At 48.1% G+C, this 25778-nt stretch carries 21 protein-coding genes and 1 pseudogene; 15 read left to right on the forward strand and 7 right to left on the reverse strand.

Annotated elements, in window-relative coordinates; translation table 11 throughout:
- Window positions 1-188: pseudogene (locus FCL48_RS14150) on the forward strand (IS110 family transposase); the annotation flags it as partial.
- A gap of 605 nt (window positions 189-793) precedes the next feature.
- On the opposite strand, the gene FCL48_RS14155 reads toward FCL48_RS14150, so the two are convergent.
- Both FCL48_RS14155 and nudC read right to left on the reverse strand, forming a co-directional pair.
- Window positions 794-1330, reverse strand: a complete 537-nt coding sequence (locus FCL48_RS14155; protein WP_136872944.1) for a WbuC family cupin fold metalloprotein — start codon at window positions 1328-1330, stop codon at window positions 794-796.
- A complete protein-coding gene (nudC, locus tag FCL48_RS14160; protein WP_136872945.1) occupies window positions 1323-2174 on the reverse strand; it encodes an NAD(+) diphosphatase in 852 nt (283 codons plus the stop codon). Before nudC ends, FCL48_RS14155 begins: the two co-directional genes overlap by 8 nt.
- 273 nt (window positions 2175-2447) lie before the next feature.
- Between nudC and FCL48_RS14165 the strand changes: the two genes are divergently transcribed.
- The gene (locus FCL48_RS14165) at window positions 2448-3026 is read left to right on the forward strand and encodes a response regulator transcription factor (protein WP_136872946.1); all 579 of its coding nucleotides are present in this window, start codon (window positions 2448-2450) and stop codon (window positions 3024-3026) included.
- Window positions 3027-3454: 428 nt separating this feature from the next.
- A complete protein-coding gene (locus tag FCL48_RS14170; protein ID WP_136872947.1) occupies window positions 3455-6283 on the forward strand; it encodes an FAD-binding and (Fe-S)-binding domain-containing protein in 2829 nt (942 codons plus the stop codon).
- A gap of 165 nt (window positions 6284-6448) precedes the next feature.
- Here FCL48_RS14170 and FCL48_RS14175 read toward each other — a convergent pair whose 3' ends face one another.
- Window positions 6449-7180, reverse strand: coding sequence for a dienelactone hydrolase family protein (locus FCL48_RS14175; protein ID WP_136872948.1), 732 nt, complete (start codon window positions 7178-7180; stop codon window positions 6449-6451).
- Between the two features lie 281 nt (window positions 7181-7461).
- On the opposite strand from FCL48_RS14175, the gene pyk reads away from it, so the two are divergent.
- On the forward strand, window positions 7462-8880 hold the full coding sequence (gene pyk, locus FCL48_RS14180; RefSeq protein WP_136872949.1) for a pyruvate kinase: 1419 nt from the start codon (window positions 7462-7464) through the stop codon (window positions 8878-8880).
- 55 nt (window positions 8881-8935) lie between these two features.
- Here pyk and rsgA read toward each other — a convergent pair whose 3' ends face one another.
- Both rsgA and FCL48_RS14190 read right to left on the reverse strand, forming a co-directional pair.
- The gene (gene rsgA / locus FCL48_RS14185) at window positions 8936-9871 is read right to left on the reverse strand and encodes a ribosome small subunit-dependent GTPase A (protein ID WP_240744849.1); all 936 of its coding nucleotides are present in this window, start codon (window positions 9869-9871) and stop codon (window positions 8936-8938) included.
- Window positions 9872-9910: 39 nt separating this feature from the next.
- Window positions 9911-10549 carry a LysE family translocator gene (locus FCL48_RS14190; protein ID WP_136872950.1) on the reverse strand — a complete coding sequence of 213 codons (639 nt, stop codon included), beginning with the start codon at window positions 10547-10549 and terminating at the stop codon, window positions 9911-9913.
- A gap of 151 nt (window positions 10550-10700) precedes the next feature.
- Between FCL48_RS14190 and FCL48_RS14195 the strand changes: the two genes are divergently transcribed.
- The 5 genes from FCL48_RS14195 (at window position 10701) to FCL48_RS14215 (ending at window position 19193) form a co-directional block, all read left to right on the forward strand.
- Window positions 10701-11234 (forward strand): nitroreductase family protein, encoded by a 534-nt coding sequence (locus FCL48_RS14195; protein ID WP_136872951.1) that lies wholly within the window; start codon window positions 10701-10703, stop codon window positions 11232-11234.
- Between the two features lie 176 nt (window positions 11235-11410).
- The gene (aceE, locus tag FCL48_RS14200; protein WP_136872952.1) at window positions 11411-14068 is read left to right on the forward strand and encodes a pyruvate dehydrogenase (acetyl-transferring), homodimeric type; all 2658 of its coding nucleotides are present in this window, start codon (window positions 11411-11413) and stop codon (window positions 14066-14068) included.
- Between the two features lie 31 nt (window positions 14069-14099).
- Entirely contained in the window at window positions 14100-15383 is a 1284-nt protein-coding gene (locus tag FCL48_RS14205; protein ID WP_136872953.1) for a 2-oxo acid dehydrogenase subunit E2, read from the forward strand.
- A gap of 11 nt (window positions 15384-15394) precedes the next feature.
- A complete protein-coding gene (gene lpdA, locus FCL48_RS14210; RefSeq protein WP_136872954.1) occupies window positions 15395-16807 on the forward strand; it encodes a dihydrolipoyl dehydrogenase in 1413 nt (470 codons plus the stop codon).
- Between the two features lie 82 nt (window positions 16808-16889).
- Window positions 16890-19193: a UvrD-helicase domain-containing protein gene (locus FCL48_RS14215; RefSeq protein ID WP_136872955.1), complete on the forward strand. Its 2304-nt coding sequence runs from the start codon at window positions 16890-16892 to the stop codon at window positions 19191-19193.
- Window positions 19194-19258: 65 nt separating this feature from the next.
- Here the strand turns inward: FCL48_RS14215 and FCL48_RS14220 are convergent, their stop codons facing one another.
- Window positions 19259-19474, reverse strand: coding sequence for a hypothetical protein (locus FCL48_RS14220; protein WP_136872956.1), 216 nt, complete (start codon window positions 19472-19474; stop codon window positions 19259-19261).
- Window positions 19475-19500: 26 nt separating this feature from the next.
- Window positions 19501-19710, reverse strand: coding sequence for a SlyX family protein (locus FCL48_RS14225; protein WP_136872957.1), 210 nt, complete (start codon window positions 19708-19710; stop codon window positions 19501-19503).
- 137 nt (window positions 19711-19847) lie between these two features.
- Between FCL48_RS14225 and FCL48_RS14230 the strand changes: the two genes are divergently transcribed.
- The 6 genes from FCL48_RS14230 to cooS all read left to right on the forward strand — a co-directional run bounded on the left by FCL48_RS14230 (window position 19848) and on the right by cooS (window position 25773).
- Entirely contained in the window at window positions 19848-20762 is a 915-nt protein-coding gene (locus FCL48_RS14230) for an AEC family transporter (protein WP_136872958.1), read from the forward strand.
- A 174-nt stretch (window positions 20763-20936) separates the two neighbouring features.
- Window positions 20937-21146 (forward strand): hypothetical protein, encoded by a 210-nt coding sequence (locus FCL48_RS14235; RefSeq protein WP_136872959.1) that lies wholly within the window; start codon window positions 20937-20939, stop codon window positions 21144-21146.
- A 256-nt stretch (window positions 21147-21402) separates the two neighbouring features.
- A complete protein-coding gene (locus FCL48_RS25005) occupies window positions 21403-21561 on the forward strand; it encodes a hypothetical protein (RefSeq protein WP_169309230.1) in 159 nt (52 codons plus the stop codon).
- 315 nt (window positions 21562-21876) lie between these two features.
- Complete coding sequence (locus FCL48_RS14240) at window positions 21877-23052, forward strand: MFS transporter (protein ID WP_136872960.1); 1176 nt, start codon at window positions 21877-21879, stop codon at window positions 23050-23052.
- Window positions 23053-23055: 3 nt separating this feature from the next.
- Window positions 23056-23715: a Crp/Fnr family transcriptional regulator gene (locus FCL48_RS14245; protein ID WP_136872961.1), complete on the forward strand. Its 660-nt coding sequence runs from the start codon at window positions 23056-23058 to the stop codon at window positions 23713-23715.
- A gap of 168 nt (window positions 23716-23883) precedes the next feature.
- Window positions 23884-25773, forward strand: coding sequence for an anaerobic carbon-monoxide dehydrogenase catalytic subunit (cooS, locus tag FCL48_RS14250; RefSeq protein ID WP_136872962.1), 1890 nt, complete (start codon window positions 23884-23886; stop codon window positions 25771-25773).
- Window positions 25774-25778 lie beyond the last annotated feature (5 nt).

Raw genomic sequence — 25778 nt, forward strand, 5'->3', positions numbered from 1 at the left:
GTAAGCGGCAAGATAGATTGCCTAAAGAAGTAATTGATATTTCATGGAAAGCTCAGTGCCGACTGTGCACCCGTTATCAGTATTTAACAGCCAAGGGGAAAAAATCAAATGTTGCAAAAACAGCAATCGCCAGAGAAATTGCAGGATTTTCCTGGGCAATCGCACAGGTGCTCCCTAAGGCCGCATAACTTTTGAGCATCGGTAGCAGTGAATAGTCGGGGTGTCAAGGTCAAGCTTTGTGCTCGTACCTCGCAATCTTGACACCCCAACTATTCACTGCTCAACCTGAAGGTGGCGATGCGGAAGAGCGCCTCTGGCAGGGCTCTTCCAAAAGAGCTGACTTAACCATATTTACCAAAAATTATTTAACAACTTAACCTTACAGGATTTTTTGATAAACACACAGCCCTTCCAGTTTATTGCCAGGGGCGCGGTCACGGATAGGAGAACCCTCGAAGGTACTATGGGAATAAGCATAATAGCTGAAACACCCGTCTTTAGATAGAGGCAGCTCCACGACGAAGCCAATTCATTCGGTACCCAACCCGCGCATATCAGATTGATCAACCGTCGTTAAATGATGACCCCGTCTCTGGCCATGAACTGGAAAGATGTTGATTAACCTTTTTGCAAGCGCCGGGAAACCCGGCGAAAAAAGAGGCAATGGATAACTGTTTATTATTGACAGTGTCAACCATATCAGTACCTTGGAGAATTATTCGAAGACTGCGCTTATCTTTTTTATGAATGAATTTCGTGAAAGCGCTTGTCCCGTTTATCGGGGTTAGCATATTCAGGGAGTTTCTGCCTGCTTGCCTCTTTCATAGAGTTTTGTCATATATTTTTTCACCCCATGGGTACCTTCTACTGGTGCCCATGGGGCAAAGTCCTTGTCGTCTGCCTGGTTATATGGTCCTGGTTTAACTTCAAAAATAACCGTATCCGCCCGGGTGGCCAGAAAGGTGTGGTAGACACCTGGTTCTGAGTCGATGCCTATGGTCGCGGATCCCGCTGTAATGGTGTGCACCGTTTCAATCTGACCGCTCTCTGTAAAGATAAAAACAAAGATTTCACCTTGAAGAATAATGACTGATTCCGCTTTTGGGGGGAAGAGATGGCGGTGCGGCTGGATGTAGCTACCGGGTTGGATGGCGTTAAGCATCCTGTGCAGGTTTGCCGCAGGTGATTTATGTAGAGGCTGGATGATTCGCCCCCTGGGGCTTTGTCGGGAAGCCTTGACCAGCCTCTCTACAAGTTCTGTGGTGACAAGGGTGTTCTTTGTTGTCGGAGGAGACAGTGCTTTGGGGAAGCCGTCTTTTGTGTCAGTCATATTTTTCCTTGGCTGAACGGATAAACTTGTCGATGAGCAGCCGGGCGATGGTTATCCGCGAGGGCAATTGAGGCAGATCTTTGTAATGAAACCACCTTGCATCTTCAAGCTCTTGTGTGTCGATGTGGATTTCACCTTTGCGGTACCGGGCGGTAAAGCCTATCATGACAGAGTGTGGGAAAGGCCAGGCCTGACTTGTAACATAGCTTACCTGATCAATACTGATAGCTGTTTCTTCCTTGACCTCCCGGCAAACGGCCTCTTCAAGGGTTTCTCCTGCTTCCACAAATCCTGCCAGTGTGCTGTACATATCTTTTGCAAAATGAGGTCCCCGTCCGAGGAGAATATGCTCGCCATTGACAACAGACATTATGACCGCGGGGGATATTCTTGGAAAGCAGATAAAACCACAGGCAGGACAGAATCTTGCCAGCTCACCCCTGCGGTCCTCCAGTGAAGTTCCGCATTTCGAGCAGTATCTGTGCTCTCTTGTATGATGGAGTATCTGTAAGGCCCTGCCGGCGAGGCTGAAATAATCCTCATCCACAGCTCCAAACAGAGCCCGCAGGCTGACCGGAGACATGAAGGGTACATGTTGTGCTGGATCTATGGTTGCAAGGAAACAGGGGACAGACTCATAATAGCCGAAGAGCCGGGTGAAAGTGGTTTCTATCCCAAGTAACTTGGGGGTAAACGGTTTTTGGGTACCGGAGTTCGGCTCTGTCTCTGCAATCAGCAGCCGGTCTTCTGAAAAGATGAACCAGTAGCCCAACGTATCGGCTGATCCTTCTTCTACCGAGGGAATAAATCGGTTTTTTAAGGCAAAATGTTTGCTCTGTTTCATTTTAAAGGTTTATAATGATTTACATATCTTCGGATTTTGCAGCAGTCGTTTTACACCGGTGGTACCGGTGAAAACGTACCTGAAATGTTTGCCTCTTGATGTATTGACACTGTGATGGTAAAAAGTCAAGATAGGCGCTACGTATTGCCTGTAAACAGATGTAATTATTAAACTGCTATTGCAGCAAAGACCGGGCTTTTGTCTCAACAGTTTTCAGATGCATGCACCACTTACGGTCCAGTTGCTGTGTCATTGTAACACAGAGGAAAGAACTTGAAGATACTTATAGCTGAAGATGAATTTACCACGCGGATGATGGTCCAGGTGTGTCTTGAAAATTGGGGCTATACCGTCACCAGTGTGACCAATGGGGAGGAAGCCTGGCTCAAGCTGCAAAATGCAGACGCTCCTCAGATTGCAATCCTCGATTGGGAGATGCCTGAGCTGGATGGGATTGAGGTGTGCCGCCGCGTCAAAGAAATGGATCTCGAAAATCCCCCCTATGTTATTCTTCTCACCGGGCGTGACAGCAACACTGATATCGTCAGAGGCTTTGATGCAGGGGCTGATGATTATATGACCAAACCGTTTAATGACAATGAATTACAGGCGAGGGTTCGGGTGGCTGAGAGGCTGGTGAGAACTCAGACTTCGCTTGCCTCAACGGTTTACGAGCTGAAAGAAGCTCTCAATCAGCTTGAAATGCTCGAGACTGAAATAAATGTATGCAGTCAATGTCAATCCGTTTTCAGCCCCTATGATGGCGATTGGCATAGCATGGAAGAGATCATTAATCAGGGGGCCGATCCCAGATTTATCGTTTCTACCTGTCCGGGTTGCCAGCGGAAATAGCTCGCTTTCGTCAGCATGGTTGATCCTGTTCCATATTTTTGTGATATTTTTACAAAAAGGTGGCGGTTTTTTACTGTCATTTCCTCTGCTCTTTCACTCCTTTTTTAAATCGGTATCTCCCCGATTACTCCCCGCTTATTTATGTTTTCTGCTTCTTTTCCGGGAAGCATAGGACATGGCGGGGATTGGCTTCTGCCATTTCCTCTTGTGTCTCAGGTCTGAAAAGAAGGCAAATGTACTGTTATTTTCGGGTTACCGAAAATGTCTCACTATTATCGTAACATCGTTAGTATTGTGGGATTTTTTGTGCATAGCTCCTGTCTGGTACCTTCATTGTACCTGTGTGTTAGGGAGATTATATTTGTGGAATGATGTAATTTAATGAGTATTATTCTCATCTGATAATTAACCTTAGAAAGAGGCCTGCCATGTTACCTGAGCGATATCAGACGTTTTATCAAAAAATTATTGGAACTATTGCAGTTGATAATATTATTACAGATCCTTTAAAAACCATAACCTATGGGACGGATGCCAGCTTTTATCGTCTCATTCCAAAGATTGTCGTTAATGTGCAGGATGAGAAAGAGGTGCAGCTTATCCTTCGTGAAGCAAGTAAACTGAGGCTCCCTGTAACCTTCCGGGCTGCAGGAACCAGCCTTTCCGGACAGGCCATTTCCGACTCGATTCTTGTCCGACTTGGTGCGGGCTGGAGAAAGTTCAGGGTCTTTGAGAGTGCAACTAAAATTCAGTTAGAGCCTGGGATCATCGGCAGCCAGGCCAATGCGATTCTTGCTGAGTTCGATAAAAAGATCGGCCCTGATCCTGCTTCCATTGACAGTGCAAAGATTGGAGGCATTCTTGCCAACAATGCAAGTGGTATGTGTTGTGGGGTAGAACAGAACAGCTATCAGACCATTGACAGCATGCGGGTGGTCCTCGTTGACGGAACGGCTGTGGATACGGCCGAAGATAAGAGCAGGGCGGAATTTGAACGGGTTCACAGAGATATTCTGGAAGGCCTTGCAGCACTACGGGCAAAGGTCCTGGCGGATGAGCAGCTGAGCGATCGTATACGCTACAAATTTAAAATAAAAAATACCACCGGCTACAGCCTCAACGCCTTCGTCGACTTTGAAGATCCCTACGATATCATGACCCATCTGATGATAGGCAGTGAGGGAACCTTGGGCTTTATCTCCGATGTGGTCTATCGCACGGTGGTGGAACATCGCCATAAGTCAAGTGCACTGATCATCTATCCCGATGTAAAGACGGCCTGTGAGGCGATCCCGATCCTGCAAAAGCAACCTGTGGCAGCGGCTGAACTGATGGATCGAGCCGGGCTGAGGTCCGTCCAGGATAAAGAGGGAATGCCCACCTACCTTAAAGAACTCTCAGAAACGGCTACCGCACTTTTAGTGGAGACCAGAGCAGAGTCTGCGGATCTTCTCAAGGAGCAGATTGATGAGATTGTTGCGGCGATAAATGGTCTCACCACCGTTTTCCCCATTGAGTTTACGGACATTCCAGCCGAATATGGCAAGCTATGGAAGATTCGGAAAGGGTTGTTTCCAGCGGTGGGGGCCGTACGCAAAACGGGAACGACGGTAATCATAGAGGATGTAGCCTTTCCAGGAGAGCATCTGGCTGACGCGGCCCTTGACTTGCAGGAACTTTTTAAAAAATATGCATATGACGAGGCTCTCATCTTTGGCCACGCCCTTGACGGAAACCTTCATTTTGTCTTCACTCAGGATTTTTCCATTCAATCGGAGGTGGTTCGCTACCGCGATTTTATGGCTGATGTGGTACGGTTGGTTGTTGAAAAATATGACGGTTCGCTCAAGGCAGAACATGGAACCGGGCGGAACATGGCCCCATTCGTTGAAAAAGAGTGGGGTGAGGCCGCGTTTAATCTGATGCGCGAAGTAAAGGCACTCTTTGACCCCCTCAACCTGCTCAATCCCGGGGTTATACTCAATGAAGATGCCGAGGCCCATGTCAAGAATCTCAAACCTCTGCCAGCAACCCATGGATTGGTCGACAAGTGTATTGAGTGTGGTTTTTGTGAGCCGGTCTGTCCTTCAAAAGATATTACCTTTACCCCGCGGCAGCGTATTGTTGGGCGCCGGGAAATCAGCAGACAGATGGCCTCGGGTGCGGACCCTAAAATGCTCAAGACGTTGATAAAAGCCTATCAATATCCTGGAAAAGATACCTGTGCCGCTGACAGTCTCTGCTCAACCCGCTGTCCTGTTGGCATCGATACAGGCAAGATGGTTAAGGCTCTACGGGAGGAATCCAACGGCAAGCTTGGCAACATGGTTGCAGAGCTGGTGGCAGGAGGCTTTTCACCCCTGGCGAAAACAATCAGTACGACACTCAGTGTCGTTGATTCTGTACATAAGATGACAGGCACTTCATTTATGGAGGGGGCCTCTGGGATTGCCAGAAAGGCAACGCTTGACAAGCTGCCTCTCTGGAATAAAGAGATGCCGGCGGGTGTGCCGAAGATTGTCCCGCCAGCTGTCAACAGGGAGAACCCGCGTAAGGTGGTGTATTTCCCAAGTTGTGCCAGTCGGGCCATGAGTGGTCCTGCCCGTGAAGAGTCTGAGCGGGATGCCTTGCCGCAAAAGACCATGTCCCTGTTGAAAAAAGCGGGCTATGAAATTATTTTTCCGGAGAATCTTGATAAGTATTGTTGTGGTCAGGCCTTTGAGTCCAAAGGCTTTATGAAGCAGGCCGATGCAAAATCAAAAGAGCTGTCCGATGCCTTACTTGCCGTCTCGGACAATGGTGCAATTCCGGTGCTTTGTGACACAAGCCCTTGTCTGTATAGAATGAAAGCAAATAGTGATGAGCGTCTTGAGCTGCTGGAGCCCATTGAATTTGTCCTTACCCACCTCATGGATAAGCTCGAATTTACTCAGCAGGATGTTAAGGTGGCCGTTCATCCTACCTGCTCTACGCGCAAGATGGGGCTTGAGGAAAAACTTGAGAAGCTTGCCCGGGCATGTGCCAAAGTGGTTGTGATGCCTGAGGATATTTATTGTTGCGGGTTTGCAGGGGATAGAGGCTTTAATTATCCGGAGCTCAACGAATCAGCCTTAAAGGACCTGAAAGATCATGTCTGCACCTGTGATGCGGGGTATTCAACGAGTAAGACCTGCGAGATAGGTCTGTCCCTTCATGGTGGTATTCCCTATCGCTCGATTCTCTACCTTGTTGACGATGCCAGCAAGGCAAAAGTCTGATTGGCAGTTCTGGCATGAGAACCTTAGAATTTTTTCTGGCTTTTTGTGGCGGAAAAACTGCTGAAGGTGCGTATCCCGGCTTCTCAACTGATTATCGGGGGAGAGATCAAAGAGGGGGGAAAAATTCCCCCCTCTTTATTTTGAAGATGAGTGAGGCCAAAAACTTTACAGGGTAGCTTTGAGCCAGCGGGTAAAATAGTCCCAGGATTTTTTGTCCGCGTCTTCCCGGTAATTGCCTGTTCCAAAAACCGTAAAAGCGTGGGGCGCCCCACTATACGTTACCATTTCATGGGTGAGCTCTTCTGATTCCAGTTGTTCGGCAAGACGGGCAAACTCACTCATACTGACAACGGAGTCGGCTGTTCCGTGGAGAATAAGGTATCTGCCCTGAGCTGCTTCGTAGTTTTGACCTTCCGGAGTAGCAAGGCCACCGTGGAAGGTGACAAAACCTTTTACATCTGCGCCTGAACGGGCATATTCGAGAGCCGCAGCGCCACCAAAACAATATCCTGCCAGCACTGCATTATTGGTGTCAAGGCCCAGATCTTCAGCTGTCTGAAAGGCAGCAGTGATGAGAGTCCTCATTTTTTGCCGGTTTTTATAGAGGTCTCCTGTCAGCGCTTTTTTGTCATTGATCTCGACAGGACGAACACCTGCTCCAAACAGGTCGGCAGCAAAGACATTATAGCCAAGATCAACCAGCATTTTCGTCCTCATGATCTCGTATTCAGTAAGGCCGTCCCAGTCGTGGATGACCACAACGAGGGGGGCTGTTTTGTTTGCTCTCGCGTAGTATCCTTCGTAGTTTTTCCCGTCTACCGTATAAGGTACGGTTTCCCCAGCCAGGCTGCTGGAGGAACAGGCGAAAATAAATAAAAGTAGAAGTATTGGTTTCATGCATTACCTCCTTAGAGAAAAAGAGAGACTGCGTAGGCTGTCTATTTGGTGTATGCTGTGGCGCGTCTGCGCTTTGCAAACTCTGCAATTACACTAGTAACCATAGCAAGCGGTTGCAAGGTGCGCACTACCTCAAACAATTACCAACCAAGGTAAAATGCAGTGAAATAGATTGAGCACTATGTTGAAATGAAGCTATTTTGCTTTATAACTATATTGCTGTCGGAGAAATTACTCCTTTCTTGAAAAACACACAAAGAATCCCCCAGGAAGATAAATATATGCGTCGAAAAACAAAAATTGTAGCAACCATCTCCAGCCTGAATTGTTCCGTCCCTTTTTTAAAAGCCCTTTATGCCGCCGGCATGAACGTGGTTCGTCTTAATACCGCCCATATGGGGCATGACGATGCGCTCGAGGTGATCCGTAATACAAGGGCCGTGTCAGAAAATATTGGTATTCTTTTAGACACGAAAGGGCCTGAAATCAGGACGTGCTCAACAGACGAACCTCTAGCTGTAAAATTTGGAGATATTGTCAGGATCAAGGGTGCACCGGGTGAAAAGTCCAAAGGGGATGTGATCTGCGTCTCCCATGCCGATTTTGTAGCGGATGTTCCTGTTGGCAGTTCCATCCTCATTGACGATGGCCTCCTTGCCCTGGCTGTAGAGAACAAGGATGAAGAGTATCTCTATTGCAGTGTGGAAAATGATGGGGTTATCAACCCGCGAAAAAGTATCAATATTCCCGCTGTCCATGTGACCTTGCCAGCTCTGAGTGAAAAGGATAAGGGTTTTATTGCCTTTGCAGCAGAGAATGATCTTGATTTTATTGCTCACTCCTTTGTGAGAAATAAAGAGGACGTCATGGCCGTTCAGTCGATTTTGGATGAAAAAAAGTCCAAGATCAAGATAATTGCCAAGATTGAGAATTCGGAAGGGGTGGAAAATCTCTCTGAGATCCTGGATTGTACGTATGGTATTATGATAGCACGGGGAGATCTGGCGGTGGAAATTCCAACAGAGCAGATTCCTCTGGTACAAAAACGTATCATTAAAGCGTGTATCGAAAAAAGAAAACCTGTGATTGTGGCAACTCAGATGCTGCACTCAATGATTGATTCACCGAGGCCAACAAGGGCTGAAGTCTCAGATGTGGCCAATGCCTGCCTGGATCACACGGATGCCCTGATGTTGTCTGGGGAGACGGCCAACGGTAAATACCCGGAACTGGCCGTTCGCATAATGGCTAAAATTGCCCTGGAAGTGGAGGGGGACAACCCCCTCAGTATCGATGTTCCCTATAGCAGTAATAAACTTGCAGCCTATCTGGCCAAAGCCGCTGTCAAAGCTGCAATTCGTCTGCACACTAAAGCCATTGTTGCAGATTCGCTGACGGGAAAATCCATTCTTGCTCTCGCTGCTTATCGCGGTCCAAATGTGATTTATGCCCAGGTGTATGACAAGCGAGTCGCAAGGCAGCTCTCGCTCTCCTATGGTGTTCATGCGGAATACCAGCCATTGGATCTGACCAAGGCACAACCTCTCAGGTCGTCGATATGCCGTCTCATCTCAGAGAACCGCTTCAAAGACAACGATCTTATTGTCGTACTTGCCGGGAGTTTTGGTATTGCAGAAGGGGCGTCTTATATTGAGATAAGCTCGGCTGGAAATTTTAGGCGAAATTGCGGACGGATATAACGCTGCAATCCAGGAAAATGCCTGAGTAGGTTCTGAGAGAAAGAAGTATCTGCTTTTAGTTTTTCTTACGGCGGTTTCTTCTTTCTCTGTATTTTGGCTCCTGGTCGATGGTTTCCACCTCTTCGAGAATCTGCAGATAGGTATTGTAACGTGCCTGGTTGATAGTTCCTGCATTCAGCGCTTCAATGACGGAGCAGCCAGGTTCGTTTCGATGTTTGCAGTCCCTGAATTTGCATGGGGTTTCTGTGGCTTTTTCAAAGCCTGGAAAGTAGACGGTCAGCTCGGCCACACTGGTGTCAACCAGGCCAAAATCATTGAAGCCGGGGGAGTCTACAAGTTCGCCGCCGTCCTCGAGAAGGTGCAGGGTTGATACTGTGGTGGTATGTCGTCCCCTCTTTTTCGACTCACTGATCTCGCCGGTTGCCAGATTAATCTCAGGCAGCAATTTATTGAGAATAGAACTTTTACCGACTCCCGTGGAACCAACAAAGATTCCCCGGTGCCCTTTTGCAAAAAAATGTTTCAACTCGTCCAGATTGTCACTTTTTTCTGCACTTACTGAAAAGATCTCCAGAGAGTTCCTGTACAGCGGCCGTATCGACTCTTCGTAGTTCTTAAAGCAGGCCAGGTCGGATTTATTGAGTACCAGGACCGGCGTATGGCCGGAAGCCCTGGCTGCAACGATTGCCCTGTCAATGAAGCCAGGAGGGGGCAAAGGTTCGCAGGTCACAACGATACAGAGAATATCAAGATTGGCCCCGACAATGTGAACCCCGCCTCTGGCGTCCATCCGGGCGAGTTCTGAGCGTCTTTCAAGGCGTATAAGGGTGTCATCTTCAATCAGAACAGCGTCGCCGACAACGTGACCAGAGTTCCTTTTGACCCTCACCATGGCTCGGCTGCTGTCATCTGTGTACTGTACATCAACTGCGACACCGTAATGGGCGACAATGACACCTTCTCGTTTGCTGTTATCGTTTTCTTTTTTCAAAATTTTCTGGCCGGTCCTTATGGGGTTGCGGGATGTAGCTTATTGTTTTGCAGAGGCGAGTCGTACGCCAATATAAACAAGGATACTACCGCTGAGGCCGTTGAGCACTCTACCGGTAGTTCCACCTTTTATGAGTTGCTTTGCTTTTGTCACCATGGCCGCAAGGCTGCACTGATAAAACATGCCGATGCAGAAGTGGACAAGCGCCACCAGCAGCGACTGCTGCAGGTGTGGGCCTTCCGGGTCAATAAATTGCGGTAAAAAAGCCATGTAAAATAGAATCGTCTTAGGGTTCAGCACATTGGAGAGAAAGCCTTCTCTGAGTGAGCGAATTATTCTAAAGGGAGAAATCAAGGTCTCAAGAGAGAGTTTCTGGGAGGGGAGCCCATTCTTTGAGGCCTGGCGCAAACTGGAGAGTCCAAGATAGATAAGGTAGGCCGCGCCAATGTATTTCAGGATGTTAAAGGCCCAGGCCGTTTTTAAAAGAATAATAGAGATACCAAGGGCCGAGAGGGTTGCATGGACGAAGAGTCCGCAACAGATACCAAGGGATGTGGTGGCACCATCCCACCAGCCGCCCCTGCCGCTGTTGCGGATAACGAGCATGGTATCCACCCCGGGGGTCAGGGTGAGCATGGTAACTGCGATGAGGCAGGTAATAAATGTATGAGGATCCATTTATATTTCCAGATTGATGAACAAATTTTAAAATTGTTTGTTTTTGATTATTTTCATTCTTTTTTATCGGGGGAGAATGCATACTGTTTATCCCCATGTCATTTGGATGTTACACTTTTACTTACTCCATATCTACGAAAAAGGTGGAATAATGTTCCTTGATCTCCTCAGAAAAAGAAGAAGCATACGTCTATATGATTCCAGGCCAGTTGAGAAAAAACACATTGACCTTCTGATTGAAGCCATGCTGCGTTCCCCTTCCTCACGAAGTCTCAATCCGTGGCATTTTGTGGTGGTGACGGATCCAGGACTCATTGAAGGGCTGTCAAAGGCCAAACCCCATGGTGCCAAGTTTTTGAAAAATGCCCCACTGGCCATTGTTGTCTGCGCTGATCCATCTGTTTCAGATGTCTGGGTTGAAGATTGCTCTATCGCTTCTCTTCATCTTCACCTGGCGGCAACGGATCTTGGTCTTGGCAGCTGCTGGATCCAGATCCGGAAGCGACAGCACGATGAATCGCTCAGTTCTGAGCAGTACGTGGCCAAAATTCTCCATATACCTGAGGAGATGCGGGTTGAGGCAGTTATAGCGGTGGGTTATCCCAAAGAGGAAAAACAGGGCCAGCCCGGCTCCTCTCTCCTTTATGAACGGGTAAGCTATGATAAATATGGCCAGGCAAAGTAGGTTTTGCTGTTTTACGTTACCATTTTAAAATGTGTTATGAACATAATGTTGTATGCACGGTCCGGAACCTTTGAGATCTCTTTTTCCCCTCAGGTAGGCAGTGTTTTTTATTAGGGGTGGAAGAAAGTAAGGTGTTGAGGCTGTGGTATAATCAGAATAAAACCAAGAGGTGTTGAATGAGTTTTTATTTCCGTGATCAGGATCCCCAGGAAACCCAGGATTGGCTGGATTCACTCGAAGGTGTTGTCGTTCATGAAGGTGGGGAGAAAGCGGATTATCTGTTAAACCGCCTGACTGATTTTGCCCATTCCCTCGGTGTCTCAACCGCCCCTGGTGTTTTGACGCCATATTCCAATACTATCCTGCCTGAACATGAAGAACAGATCCCAGGAGACTCTCTCATTGCAAGAAATGTTGCCGCTTATGTTCGCTGGAATGCCATGGCGACGGTGGCCAAAGCCAATAAGGATGGCAAGGGGTTAGGGGGGCATATTGCCACCTTTACCTCGGTGTCGGCCATGTACGAAGTGGGCTATAACTGGTTTTTCAGAGGTCCCGATGCCCCCTATGGCGCTGATATGATCTATTTCCAGGGCCATTCATCCCCAGGTATTTACGCCCGTGCATTTGTGGAAGGAAGACTTGAGGAAGAGCATTTGAATAATTTCCGTCAGGAAGTAGATGGGAAGGGGCTGTCTTCCTACCCGCATCCCTGGCTGATGCCAGATTTCTGGCAGTTCCCCACTGTATCCATGGGCCTTGGCCCGATGGCTGCGATTTATCAGGCACGCTTCATGAAATACATGGACAGTCGTGGCTTAAAAGACAGTGGTGATCGAAAGGTCTGGGTTTTTATGGGAGACGGGGAGTCTGATGAGCCTGAGTCCCTTGGAGCCCTGTCTCTTGCCGCCCGGGAAGATCTGGATAATCTTATCTTTGTTGTGAACTGTAATTTGCAGCGCCTTGATGGCCCTGTCCGGGGAAACGGCAAGATTATACAGGAGCTTGAAGGCCGTTTTCGAGGTGCCGGCTGGCATGTGATCAAGCTCATCTGGGGCAGTGAGTGGGATAAGATCCTGCGCCGGGATACAGAGGGCTTACTTACCAGAAAATTCGGTACCATGGTTGATGGTGATTTTCAGACCATCCGTGCGCGTGGGCCGAAATACCTGCGGGAAAAAGTCTTTGGAGACGATCCAAAGCTTATGGCTCTGGTGGAAGATATCGATGATAACGAGCTCTGGCAGATGACCAGGGGAGGTCATGACCCCAGGAAAGTGTATGCGGCCTTTGCTTCAGCCACACAGTTTAAGGGCAAGCCTACGGTAATATTGGTGAAAACTATCAAGGGCTTTGGTATGGGCCAGGCAGGGGAATCGGTTATGGTTGCCCACAATGTCAAGAAAATGGATGTGGAGTCATTGAAAGTCTTTCGTGATAAATTCCACGTGCCGTTAGACGATGACAAGCTCATCGACCTGCCCTTTATCCGGCCTGAAAAAGATAGTCCGGAGGCTCTGTTTATAAAAGAAAGGCGGAAAGCCCTTGGTGGACCGGTACCCCACCGGGAGACCAGGCATATTCCCCTGGCAGCACCTCCTCTTGAAAAATTCAAGGCACTTCTCGCCTCATCCAAAGGGCGTGAGCTTTCAACCACCATGGCATTTGTTCGCCTTCTCGGCACCCTGGTCAAAGATAAAACGGTGGGCAAACATGTGGTGCCGATTATCCCTGATGAAGCGAGAACCTTTGGTATGGAAGGGTTGTTCCGGCAGCTGGGTATCTATGCCCCCACAGGACAGTTGTATGAACCACAGGACTCAGAGACTGTTTCCTGGTATAAGGAAGATCCCAAGGGACAGATTTTAGAAGAAGGTATTACTGAAGCGGGCGCAATCTCGTCCTGGCTTGCGGCGGCAACGGCCCATACAAATTATGGGGTACCGATGATTCCGTTTTATACCTTCTACTCAATGTTTGGTTTTCAGCGAATTGGAGACCAGCTCTGGGGGGCAGGAGACAGCCGGGCGCGGGGTTTTCTGATGGGTGCTACAGCCGGACGGACAACCCTAAACGGTGAAGGCCTCCAGCATCAGGATGGACAGGCATTGCTTTTCGCCTCTGTGTACCCCTCATGTGTGGCCTATGATCCGACATTTAGTTACGAGGTGGCTGTTCTGGTGCAAAAGGGTATTGAACGAATGTTTGAAAAGGGTGAAGATATTTTTTACTATATCACTCTGCTCAATGAAAACTACGAGCAACCTGAAATGCCCGCTGGGGTTGAGGAAGGCATAAACCGGGGCATGTACCTCTTTAGCAAGGGAGGTGACGGTGACCTGAGGGTGCAGCTCATGGGGTCCGGAGCTATTTTCAGAGAGGTTATCGAGGCAGCCGAACTTCTTCGGGAAGACTTTGGTGTGCAGGCCGATGTCTGGTCCATTCTTGGGGTGAATCAGCTTCACCGGGAAGGGATGCTGCTTGAAGACTGGAACCGTCTGCATCCGGAAGAACCACGCAAGATAAGCTATGTCGAAGAGCAGTTGGCGGGCCATGATGGGCCGGTGATCATCAGTACTGACTATGTGCAGGCTTACTCCGAACAGTTGCGCCGCTTTATTGACCGACCTCTGACCGTCCTTGGAACAGATGGATATGGACGGAGTGATTCCCGGGAAACATTGCGCAGGTTCTTTAAGGTGGACAGGTATCACGTGGTTATTACCGCACTGAAAAGTTTAGCGGATATGGACAAAGTACCGTATAAAATGGTAAGGGAAGCAATAGAAAAATATAGAGTAAACGCAGAAGAACCCCACGCGTTAGAGAGATAAATAACAGCGAAATTGACTTGGAGAAAAATTAATGGCTGTAGAAAAAATTGTTATTCCCGACTTTGGCGATGTTCAGGAGATTACCGTTGTCGAGATCTTCGTGGCAGTGGGTGATACCGTTGCGGTTGAAGATTCTCTGATTGCTCTTGAAAGTGAAAAGGCGGTGATGGATATCCCTTCGCCCCTGGCCGGCGTGATCAAGGAAATACTGGTCAAGGAAGATGATGTTGTAAAAAGTGGGGCGGTGATAGCTCTTGTTGAGACCGCTGGAAGCCCTGAAGAAAAAGAAGAAAAAGAAGAAAAACCCGTTAAAGAACAAAGTGCAGCAGAGCCTGCAAAAGAGGAAGCAGCGCCAAAGGCAACCAAGCCAGAGCCTGTAAAAGCTGAAGGTGGACCTGTGGTGACGCAGCAGAAGGGTGCCGTCTCCCACGCAACCCCTTCGGTTCGAATCTTTGCCCGGGAACAGGGCGTGGATCTCAGCCAGATTGTGGGCAATGGACCAAACGGCCGCATTCTACAGGAAGACGTTCTGGCAGCCGCAGGAAAGGCCCCTGCTGGTGCGAGTACTCAAGGGTTCTCCCTGCCAGCAGCACCACCTCTTGAAGACTTTAGTAAATACGGTGAAGTTGAAGAACGTGTTCTCGGACGTATCAAAAAAATATCAGGACCACACCTCCATAGAAGCTGGGTGACAGTTCCCCATGTGACCCATTTTGAAGAAGCAGATATAACCGAGATTGAGGAATTTAGAAAAGATCTGAATAGCACTACTAAAGAAGGGGCAGTGAAATTCAGTCCTCTTATCTTTATTACAAAAGCCGTTGCAGCAACTTTGAAAGCTTTCCCGTTTTTCAATTGTTCTCTGGTTCCGGAAGGAGACAAGGTTATTCTGAAAAAATTCTACAATATTGGGGTTGCCGTTGATACACCAGACGGCCTGGTTGTCCCTGTTGTTAAAGACGTCGATAAGAAGAGTCTTACTGAAATCGCCGAGGATGTACTAAAACTCAGCACGAATGCAAGATCTGGAAAACTTGGTATTGGAGATCTGCAGGGAGCAACCTTTACCATCTCGAGCCTGGGTGGCATCGGCGGCACCGGATTTACTCCGATTGTTTCCAGCCCCCAGGTGGCAATCCTTGGCCTTTCAAGAAGTTACATGAAGCCCCACTGGGATGGAGAAAAATTTGTTCCTCGTTTGACCCTGCCTTTCTCCGTCTCCTACGATCATCGGGTGATAGATGGAGCGGAGGCCGCCAGGTTCTGTAAGACCTTGCGCATGAATATTGAAGATATGAAAAGAACCCTTATCTAAGGAGCAGACAAATGGCTGATGCAGTGAAATATGATGTTGTTGTGTTGGGTGGTGGTCCTGGTGGATACACTGCCGCATTTCGTGCAGCGGACCTTGGTCTTTCTGTTTGTCTCGTTGAACAGCAGGGGAGGCTTGGAGGTGTCTGTCTTAATGTGGGATGTATTCCTTCCAAAACCCTGCTCCATGCAGCGGCGGTCATTGAAGAGGCCGAGGAAATTGGAGAGTATGGGGTCAGTTTTCAAAAACCTGCAATCGATGTGGAAAAACTTCTAAAGAAGAAAAATGAGGTGATTGAGCAGCTGACCGGCGGCCTGGACGGACTGTGTACCGCAAGAAAGATAACCCGAAAAGAGGGCAGGGGGGTCTTTAAAGATGCCACAACCTTGGTTGTTACACGAGAAGGAAAGGATGAAGAGATCAGTTTTTCAAATGCGATCGTGGCAACGGGCTCTTACCCTTTTGTCCTACCGGGTATTCCGGATGATCCCCGGATCTGGGATTCCACCGATGCGCTCGCCTTGAAGACCATTCCCAAACGCTTTCTTATCATTGGCGGGGGGATTATTGGTCTTGAGATGGCTCAGATCTACAGCGCTCTTGGTTCTGAGATCACCATCGTTGAGATGCTCGAGCAGATTATACCTCCAGCGGATAAGGATCTGGTGCAGCCGCTGTTTCTCAAGCTCAAGAAAAAATATTCCATTATGACCCAGACCAAGGTGACTGAGATTACCCCTGGGGACAAGGGTATCACAGTTGCTTTTGAGGGCAAGAAGGCGCCTGAATCCGGTGAATATGATGCGGTACTGGTAGCGGTTGGCAGGAGACCCAACACCGCTGATCTGGGGTTTGATACGATTGGTCTGGCGCTGGATGAACGGGGTTTTCTCCAGGTCAACGAGAGGCAGGAGACCTCTGTGAAAAATATCTACGCCATTGGTGATGTGGCGGGAGAGCCTATGCTCGCGCACAAGGCAACTCATGAGGGCAAGGTCGCAGCAGAGGTGATTGCAGGCCATAATGCCGCTTTTACTCCGATGACTATCCCATCGGTTGCCTACACCAACCCGGAAGTTGCCTGGATGGGGCTTACGGAAAAAGAAGCCAAGGCCATGAATATCGATTTTGAAAAAGGTAAATTCCCCTGGGGAGCCAGTGGTCGTGCTCTCAGTGCAGGTGTCTCAGGAGGTGTTACCAAGGCCTTGTTTGATAAAAAGAGCGGCCGCATTATCGGGGCGGGGATCTGCGGTATGAATGCCGGGGAGCTTATTCATGAGGCGGTACTGGCTCTTGAAATGGGCGCCACAGCTGAAGATATCAGTCTTACTGTTCATGCTCATCCGACCCTGGCCGAAACGTTTGCTTTCGCGGCTGAGCTTGTCGATGGTTCCATAACAGACGTTCTGCCACCTAAAAAGAAATAGTTCGACTGTCCAATATTACTCTCATTCTGGGCCGCAGGTTTTTCCTGGGGCCCTGTATCTTTTTACTACTGCTCAAACTCCAATGAACCTGACCGAGGAACAGCTGCGCATTGTAAAACACGGCCATGGTCATGCCCGGGTAAGTGCTGTTGCCGGTTCTGGTAAAACCACCACCATGGTGGCCCGAATCGGTCATCTGCTGGGGGCACATGTCCCGGCGGATAAGATTCTGATTCTCATGTTTAATCGCTCGGCGAGGGATGCCTTCGAAGAGGCTATGGTGAAAAGCCTTGCGCACCTCAACAGACCGCTTCCCGAGGTCCGCACCTTTCATTCCTTTGGGCTACGGCTGGTCAATAGTTTTACCAAAAAGGCAATGCTCCCCCAGCATCGTCTCGTCACCGATGAGTATATCCAGGAACGCATCGCACGAAAAGCGGCCAATGAGGCGTATAGGGAATCTCAGGATGAAGAGGGCTATCTTGTGGGGGATGATATTGAAGAGTTCCTCACCTTTGTGGATCAGGTGAAATCAACAGTGCGGGGTGCAAAAAAAGTCTTTGACGAACAGGATTTTGCCCCTCGCCTCGGGTTTTTCCCTCTGGCTTTTGAACGTTTTGAGGACATTCGTAAAAAAGAAAAGATACGCTTTTATTCCGATCTGATCTACGAGCCACTTATGGCAATGCTGGAAAAAGAGGAACTGGCCGCCTGGGTTGGCAACCGGATTGAGCATGCCATAGTCGACGAGTATCAGGATATTAATGAGTGTCAGCAGCAGCTGTTAAAAATAGTTGCGGGCGAGCGGGCAAGCGTTATGGTCGTTGGGGATGTGGACCAGTGCATATATGAATGGCGGGGGGCAAAACCAGAGTATATCACCAAACGATTTGCCACTGATTTCGCCAGCCCTTCAAACTATCAGCTTTCATACACCTTTCGTTACGGGCATCAGCTTTCACTTGCAGCCAACCATCTTATTGCCAACAATCGCAAGCGGGACCAGAAGCTCTGCGTTTCCCATGCCTCAAACAACCATACTGTTATCTGCTGTCTTGAAGAGCGAGGTGGCAAGGCGGTTCAGCAGGAGGTCGGCCGATGGATGAGCGAGGGGAGGAAGTTGTCGGAAGCCGTCATTCTTGTTCGCCTTTTTGCCCAGACGGTTCCCGTCGAACTGGCTCTTCTTGAAGCAGGTATTGCCTACCGTCTGGAAGGCGGGGCCGACGTGTTTGATTGCCAGGAAATTACAGCTCTCATGGGTTATCTCCATATTATTGTCGGTTCATTGGCTGAAAACACCCCAGAGGTACAACAGAAATATCTGGAGGCGATGTTTGCCCAGCCCCATCTTGGGGTGAGAAGGGAGGAGCTACAGCTTATTGCCCAGACCGTTGCAGAGGATCTGCACAGGGGGGCAGAAATATTAACCGACTGGTGCGAAGCTGAGGTGCCACCCTTCATAAAGAAAAGGTTCCGTGAGGCCGCTGAAACCTGGAAGTGGCTGGAAAAGAGTGACGCATCGGCCATGGCTGGTCCGTTTCTGAAAGTTCTGGTGGAAAAACTCAAGCTCTATGAGTTTTACCATTCTTTCTCAGCGCGAGCCGCAACGGCCGAAAACAGGGTGAAAACCTGTGAGGCCTTTATCAACTTTGCAATCAGCCATCATCTGACCATTGCGGGTTTGATTGAAAAAATTAATGAACTGCAACAAGAGAAAAACCCCCAACAGGATGAGACTCTGTTGATCACCTCGATCCACCGGGCCAAAGGACTTGAATGGCCTCTTGTTATAATTCCAGGGCTTGAGGAGGGAAGTTTTCCTTTTTTCCGGGAGAGAGGCAAGGAAGATGACCTTGAAGATGAACGTCGGCTATTTTACGTGGCAATAACCAGAGGGATTGAAAAAGTTGTCTGTATTCATCCCATGGATGCCCAGCTTAAAAGAAATATAACCAGGAATGCCAGTAAGGTACCGCCTGGAATTCTTCGGGCAAGCCGATTTTTATACGAAGCTAATCTTGGACTTTCTATTGGGCTTGGAGATTCCATCCTCGCCAGGGAAAATGGTAAAGGCCTGTGCGCTGATGAAGTTCTCATTGCGGAGAAGTATTTGAGTGCCCTTGGCCTGGAGGCAAGGCTGATACAGGAAAAAACAGAGGTCATCTCCGAGCCTGAAAGACCGGAAGGGAAAAAGACCCAATCCCAGCAAGTTTTAGGTATCGCTGAACTCACCGAGGGGCTTATGGTCTTTCATCCAACCTTTGGTCCAGGGACGGTGACGGCCATAAAGGACAGAAAGCAGGGGCGCCTCACCGTCCTCTTTGAAAACCATGGTGAGATGGTTCTTCTTGCATCCTATGCCAGACTCGAACCGCTGGCCGTGTAAAAAAGTTTGATTACCTCCTTTTCATGGCGTTACTTCCTCTATCGGTTGTTACATTGCTGTCCCGGTCAGCCCCTGAAGGGGGGCTCCACGCCTTTTTCTTTACACGACTGGATGTGGGCTTCAACGACTCTTTTGAAATCATCTTCCAGCTCGGCAAAGGTTTTTCCGCTATAACAGATTTCCTCATCGATAAAGAGAATAGTGCCAAAGAGTGAATAGTCCTCGGTGTTTACTTTGATTGTGCCGTGATATCCCTTGTGGATCACAGTTTTCTGGGCCATGCGGATTCTCCTGATGTTATGGGGTACTAATAGTGAGGCGGCGGAGGCTCTTCTCCGACTGGCAGTTCCTCCTGAGAGGCGGTGAGTTGCGATCTGAGTTGCTCCAGCTGTTCTGTGAGGAGTGTCAGTTGTTTCTGTTGATCGATTATCACTTCATTGAGGCTGTCTATGGTCAGCTCCTGATATTCGAATTTTTCTTCCAGACGCTGCAGCCGATCGCTATATTTGTCAGTCATATTGTTAATATCTTTTCCAAAAATGAATTTTTTGTTACCTCTTTTCTGTTGAAAACAATAGTATAGTCACTGCTATGAGTTCAAGAGTTAATTTGTTACGCTGTATACATCATATTTGTTTTTAAGAGGCCTTGGCTGTGATTGTACTCAATTGCTTGTTTCCTATTTTTGTTCTTCTGCTGCTTGGTCGAATTCTGAAGAGAAAAGGTCTCACCAATGATATTTTTTTACAGACATCCGATCGATTGATTTACTACTTCTGTTTTCCCATAATGTTATTTTGGAAAATCGGAGGAGCTTCATTTGAGGGAGGGATCGACTGGACCTACGTGATTGCAGGTGTGTCGCCTTTTCTCACTATGTTTTTCCTCTCTGTTCTGGCAATAAAAATCTTTGCAATAACCCCATACCAGGCAGGATCTTTTTCCCAGAGCTGTTATCGGTTTAATACCTATATCGGTGTCGCTGTTATTTTAAATAGTCTTGGCTCGGAAGGGGTAAAATATTTTGGTTTGCTTATAGGATTTGTTATTCCCCTGGTGAATCTTTTTGCTGTGGCGTTACTAATCTGGTTTTCCGGGGAAAAACTTCAAGCCAGGCAACGTATTGTAATAACATCAAGGGCAGTACTCTCGAATCCTTTGATTATTGGATGTCTCTCCGGAATTGCTTACAGCCGTGTAATAGGAGAATTTCCTGTTTTTATTGATAATTCCCTGTCCCTGATTTCCATGGTGGCTTTGCCTATGGCCTTGATTTCCATAGGTGGGAGTCTGACTTTTAAGGGAGTTCGTCAAAATGTGCGTCTGTCTCTTGTAGGAGCAGCCATGAAACTCCTGGTGCTGCCTCTGACCGGATACCTCTTTTTTCACCTGTTCGGGGTGACAGGTGTTCCCTTTAAAGTTGGCCTGCTGTTTTTTGCCCTTCCCGCGTCAACGGCAATTTATGTGCTGAGTTCACAGATGCATAGTGATACAGAACTTGCCTCTTCTGCAATAGTACTTTCAACGCTTTTATCTTTTATTTCCCTTTCTGTCATTCTGCTCCTGTAACGGTGAAGTAAGTAAACGACCACCGTTGTAGGGGAAACTCATTATAGAAAAGATCACTGTAGCTCGCTGTGATGGAAGACCATCAATGGTTGTGGCTTACCGGCCGCATAGTCTGCATTGTCAGGTTGCTCTCACAGAAAATGATTTCAGGCTTTTGTTGCTGAAGGTATCGCAATGCTTAAACCTGTTTTTTCTCTAAAGACTGGTAGCGCTGAACTTGGCAAGATTGATACCTGCCAGCTCGAAAGAGCAGTAGAAAAATACGGATCGGAATTACAAGGCTGGAGTGGAGGAAAACCGGATAGCCGGGTCATTGGCGGCGAATTGTACAGAAAAGGGGCAGTAGAGTCAAATTATTTAAGTAGGGCCGTAAAAATTGGGTAAAGAGATAGTAAATATTATTAATAAGGCTGGCTCTTAGTGATTTTAGAACATATACTTTACCCAGTTGCAGCAGTTCTGTGTATGAAGCCGTGCAAAAAGGGGAGGACCCCATAGCAGGTAACCGGTAGGGGGGAAATTACGTTACTCCAGTATTAACGTGATCTTGGGTGCCGCGAAGCGGTTGGTTTTTTAAATCGTATTCTGGTTAACAGTAGAAACTTCAAAAATGGTTTTTTAGAACATAAAGGAGTAGATCATGAGAGGCTCATACGAAGCGTTTATTTTGGTGAAAGTAAAAGATGGAAGAGAGTTTGTCTGTGCATTAAACAGGCAGGTGAAAAATCGAGATAGCGGTGAAAAACCAAGTTTGAAAGAGCAGGAAGAGTATCTCGAAACCATGGTTATCTGGAATTAAATCATGGCGTCTGTCGGCTGAAAAATGCACGTTTGCAGTGTGTTGTAAAAAGAAAACAAGTATAATTACAGTTTTTATAGAAACAGGCAGTATACAATGGCTACATGCAGTACCGGGGTTACATCTCAATCTGAGTTGTAACCCCTTTTGTATTGGTTTCATTCAATGTTGAGCAGGCAAGAGAACGAAGGTGATGTGTGAGGGTGTTGCCTTGCAACATTTTTCCCCTGATGAATATATGTGACATTTTTTTGAAGTCGCAGTAAGAAATGGGTAATGATTTAATTAAATACTCATTTTAAACAGCGGGATACAGTGCAAAAAACAACACATGATAACCAACCCTTATTTGATCACGGTAAAGTCCTCATCCTTTCACTGTGCCATTTTGTCCATGATGTCTATTCGAGTTTTCTGGCGCCACTGCTGCCGTTTATCATAGAGAGATTTGGCCTTTCGCTGACCCAGGCTGGTTTCCTGTCCACTGTGATGCAGTTTCCTGCATTGATGAATCCTTATATAGGTAAGCTGGCGGACCGGATAAGTGTTCGTTATTTCATTATACTGGCACCTGCCATGACCGCTATTCCAATGTCTCTTCTTGGGGTTGCACCCAGCTATGGTGTCCTGCTTATTCTCATGTTTCTTACAGGAATCAGCACCTCACTTTTTCATGTGCCTGCACCAGCCCTCGTTTATAAGGTTGCCGGGAATAAAACCGGGCGGGGTATGAGTTTTTATATGACCGGTGGTGAGCTTGCAAGGACCCTGGGTCCTGTTTTCATAATCTCCGCTGTCTCCCTCATGGGCTTTGATGGCTATTATCCCGTAATGCTGGTTGGCATCCTGGCCTCTGTTGTCATGTACTATAAGTTTAAGGACATGCCGGTCACGGTGAATCCAAAGTCTACTCCTTCCATTCGGAAAACCTGTATCGAAATGAAGGCGGTCTTACTGCCTCTCTCCGGTATTCTTGTTGTTCGTGGCTTCATGCATGCCTGTCTGACAGCGTTTTTACCTCTCTATATTCTCAAGCAGAGTGGAGATGTGTGGCTTGCTGGAATTGCTCTGTCTCTTTTTGAAGCGGCAGGGGTAGCAGGCATACTTGCTGTGGGCAGTCTCAGTGATCGTTTTGGCCGTAAACAACTCCTGGTTTTCTGCCTGGTGGTGGCCCCTATTTCTTTGTTGATCTTTACTGCAGTTTCTGGATGGTTACAGTTGCTTGTACTGCTTATTACCGGTTTTTCTCTTCTTTCCACGACACCTGTGATGCTGGCGATGATTCAGGAGTATTCTGTCAACGGCTCATCCGCTGCCAACGGTGTTTTTATGATGATCAGTTTTCTGGCCAGATCCGCTGTGGTGGTGCTGGTTGGTTATGTGGCTGATCAGCTCGGTCTGGAGAAGACATTTGTTATTTGTGGCGTGATTGGTCTTGCGGGCATTCCATTTGTATTTGGTCTGAAAGCACGCGCGCCAGGAGGTGTTTGACGTATGAAATTTCTCGAAGAAAATCTCCTCGACCACCTCCAGCGGCCGGAATTTGCCGACCTGTTTTCAGCCCTGTCTCCCCGCGCATATAGCAAAGGAGCTTATCTCAGTCAGCCGGGGCATGGAGAAAATCTAATATTTATTATGGCAAGTGGCAGGGTTCGGGTCTATCTCGGCTACGAAGAAAAGGAATTTAACCTCGGGATTCTCACCAAAGGTGATATCTATTCCACCCATACCCGAACGTTTGTACAGGCACTTGAGGACATAGAAATTCTGGTGACGGATGTGGCAACCTTCAGGCGTAACATGGTCAAGGATCCGGAGGTCACGGCTGCCATGGTACGTGTTCTGGGTAATATTCTTAAAACTTCTTTTTCCATTATTGACGGACTTGTTTTCAAAGATGCAAACTCTCGCCTTGTGGCTCTTCTTGCAGGGGAAGCGAGAAAGCACGGCGTGGAGAGTGAGGCCGGTATTAAAGTTTCCACTCATCTTTCTGTAGAGCAGCTTGCTCGCCTTGTTGGTTCGTCAAGACAAACCGTATCGACCCTGCTGGGTGACTTGGTTCGTGCTGGACTTCTTGTTCGGTCAGGTCGTGGCATTTTCATTATACCTGATCTTTTGTTGCTCGAATCTGTCGGTGGTGTTGAACATTCCTGAATTTTCTCTGTCTTATCCTCTACTATTTTTCTGTTTTGTCACCTGGGTGACAGTTTTTAAACAGTCCATGGAGTACTTTTACCAGGTATTGGCATGATAAGGTTTTCCTTTGCGCGGAGTATTGGGAAACGCAACTGATCCGAGATAATCAATTACCAGAGGTATACCATGGCAAAAGAACCAAGACCGGCGGCAGAACTCTCCATTTGGGAAGATGCACAGCAGATGATTGAAAAGGCAAGAAGAGACGGAGTTGAAACCGTCTGGGATCGTTTTGAACAACAGACTCCCTCGTGTAAATTTTGTGAACTGGGCCTCACCTGTAAAAATTGTAACATGGGTCCATGTCGTATCAGTTTCAAGGAAGATGGCAAGATGAAGCGAGGGGTGTGTGGTGCCGATGGTGACGTCATTGTCGCCCGTAACTTTGGCCGCTTTGTTGCAGGAGGTTCTGCAGGACACTCGGATCACGGGCGTGACCTGATTGAGGTGCTTGAGGCCATTGTAGAGGGTGAGGCACCCGATTACAGCATTGCTGACGAAGCGAAACTTCTGCGGGTTTCAGCCGAGCGGGGCATCGCGGTTGAAAAAAGAGAGGTGATGGATGTGGCCAGAGATCTGGTGGAGTCCTGTTTTTCAGACTTTGGCAGCAGAAGAAAAGAGCTGGGATTTATAGGCAGGGTTCCCGAGGTTCGCAAAGAGATCTGGCGTAAACTCAAGGTGATGCCAAGAGGTGTTGATCGTGAAATTGCCGAGATGATGCACCGCACCCATATGGGGTGTGATAATGACGCGATAAGCACCATGCTTCATTCGGCGCGAACGGCCCTTGCAGACGGCTGGGGAGGTTCAATGATAGGCACCGAACTCTCTGACATTATTTTTGGTGTACCAAAGCCGGTCAAATCGACGGTAAGCCTTGGAGTGCTGAAAGAAAAGGAAGTAAATATTCTTGTTCATGGTCATAATCCGGTGGTTTCTGAAATGGTGCTTGCAGCGGCTGGCTCTCCAGAAATGCTGGAACTTGCGCGGCAGGCAGGTGCGGAGGGTATTAATATCGGCGGTCTCTGCTGTACCGGCAATGAACTTCTGGGACGCCAGGGTATCCCCATGGCGGGCAACCATTTGATGACCGAGCTTGCCATTGTAACCGGTGCCGTGGAAGCGGTGGTGGTGGACTATCAGTGTATTATGCCAAGCATGGTGCAGGCGGCAGCCTGCTATCACACAAAATTTATAACAACAGCCGATAAGGCAAGATTCACCGGGGCAACCCACATCTCATTTAATCCAGCCACTGCAGGAGCCCAGGCTCGAGAAATTGTTGAGATGGCCATTGAGGCGTACGGCAGGCGTGACCAGTCGCGGGTAGAGATTCCAGGAAAGCCAGTGGATATTGTCGCAGGCTTCTCCAACGAAGCCCTTCTGGAGATGCTGGGTGGCAGCCTTGAGCCTTTGCTTGATGCTATAAAAGATGGCTCAATCCGCGGCGTTGTTGCAATTGTAGGTTGTAATAACCCTAAGTTTCAACACGATTCCCAGAATGTAGGTCTTGCCAAAGAACTCCTTAAAAGAGATATTCTCGTTCTCGTAACCGGCTGTGTCACCACTGCTGCCGGAAAAGCCGGGCTCTTGGTCCCAGAAGGAATCGAACTGGCTGGGCCTGGCTTGAAAAAGATCTGTTCTGCCCTCAATATCCCGCCGGTACTTCATTTTGGCTCCTGTGTTGATAATTCAAGGGTAATCCAACTCTGTGGTTTGATTGCTGACGCCCTCGGCGTGGATATATGTGATCTTCCTGTCTGGGGAGCATCACCTGAGTGGTATTCTGAAAAAGCGGTCGCCATCGGTGTCTATTGTGTGGCATCCGGAATTCCCGTGCAGCTTGGAACACCTCCCCAGATTACTGGCTCAAAACTTGTGACCGATCTTGCCCTGACGGGTCTTGAAGATGTTTTTGGTGCCTCATTTATGGTGGAGCCTGATTTTATGAAGGCGGTCGAAATCATGGATGCAAGGATCAGCCAAAAGAGGCTGGCCCTCGGCTTGTCTGCATAAACCAC

Origin of the sequence: Desulforhopalus sp. IMCC35007 (genome assembly GCF_005116575.1) — a bacterium.
Lineage (GTDB): Bacteria > Desulfobacterota > Desulfobulbia > Desulfobulbales > Desulfocapsaceae > Desulforhopalus_A.

Bases quoted from the DNA above. Each gene is read 5' to 3' on its own strand.
- FCL48_RS14155 (WP_136872944.1), bottom strand. From the start codon at position 1,330: ATGACTGACACAAAAGACGGCTTCCCCAAAGCACTGTCTCCTCCGACA.
- nudC (WP_136872945.1), bottom strand. From the start codon at position 2,174: ATGAAACAGAGCAAACATTTTGCCTTAAAAAACCGATTTATTCCCTCG.
- FCL48_RS14170 (WP_136872947.1), top strand. From the start codon at position 3,455: ATGTTACCTGAGCGATATCAGACGTTTTATCAAAAAATTATTGGAACT.
- FCL48_RS14175 (WP_136872948.1), bottom strand. From the start codon at position 7,180: ATGAAACCAATACTTCTACTTTTATTTATTTTCGCCTGTTCCTCCAGC.
- pyk (WP_136872949.1), top strand. From the start codon at position 7,462: ATGCGTCGAAAAACAAAAATTGTAGCAACCATCTCCAGCCTGAATTGT.
- FCL48_RS14190 (WP_136872950.1), bottom strand. From the start codon at position 10,549: ATGGATCCTCATACATTTATTACCTGCCTCATCGCAGTTACCATGCTC.
- FCL48_RS14195 (WP_136872951.1), top strand. From the start codon at position 10,701: ATGTTCCTTGATCTCCTCAGAAAAAGAAGAAGCATACGTCTATATGAT.
- aceE (WP_136872952.1), top strand. From the start codon at position 11,411: ATGAGTTTTTATTTCCGTGATCAGGATCCCCAGGAAACCCAGGATTGG.
- FCL48_RS14205 (WP_136872953.1), top strand. From the start codon at position 14,100: ATGGCTGTAGAAAAAATTGTTATTCCCGACTTTGGCGATGTTCAGGAG.
- lpdA (WP_136872954.1), top strand. From the start codon at position 15,395: ATGGCTGATGCAGTGAAATATGATGTTGTTGTGTTGGGTGGTGGTCCT.
- FCL48_RS14215 (WP_136872955.1), top strand. From the start codon at position 16,890: ATGAACCTGACCGAGGAACAGCTGCGCATTGTAAAACACGGCCATGGT.
- FCL48_RS14220 (WP_136872956.1), bottom strand. From the start codon at position 19,474: ATGGCCCAGAAAACTGTGATCCACAAGGGATATCACGGCACAATCAAA.
- FCL48_RS14225 (WP_136872957.1), bottom strand. From the start codon at position 19,710: ATGACTGACAAATATAGCGATCGGCTGCAGCGTCTGGAAGAAAAATTC.
- FCL48_RS14235 (WP_136872959.1), top strand. From the start codon at position 20,937: ATGCTTAAACCTGTTTTTTCTCTAAAGACTGGTAGCGCTGAACTTGGC.
- FCL48_RS25005 (WP_169309230.1), top strand. From the start codon at position 21,403: ATGAGAGGCTCATACGAAGCGTTTATTTTGGTGAAAGTAAAAGATGGA.
- FCL48_RS14245 (WP_136872961.1), top strand. From the start codon at position 23,056: ATGAAATTTCTCGAAGAAAATCTCCTCGACCACCTCCAGCGGCCGGAA.
- cooS (WP_136872962.1), top strand. From the start codon at position 23,884: ATGGCAAAAGAACCAAGACCGGCGGCAGAACTCTCCATTTGGGAAGAT.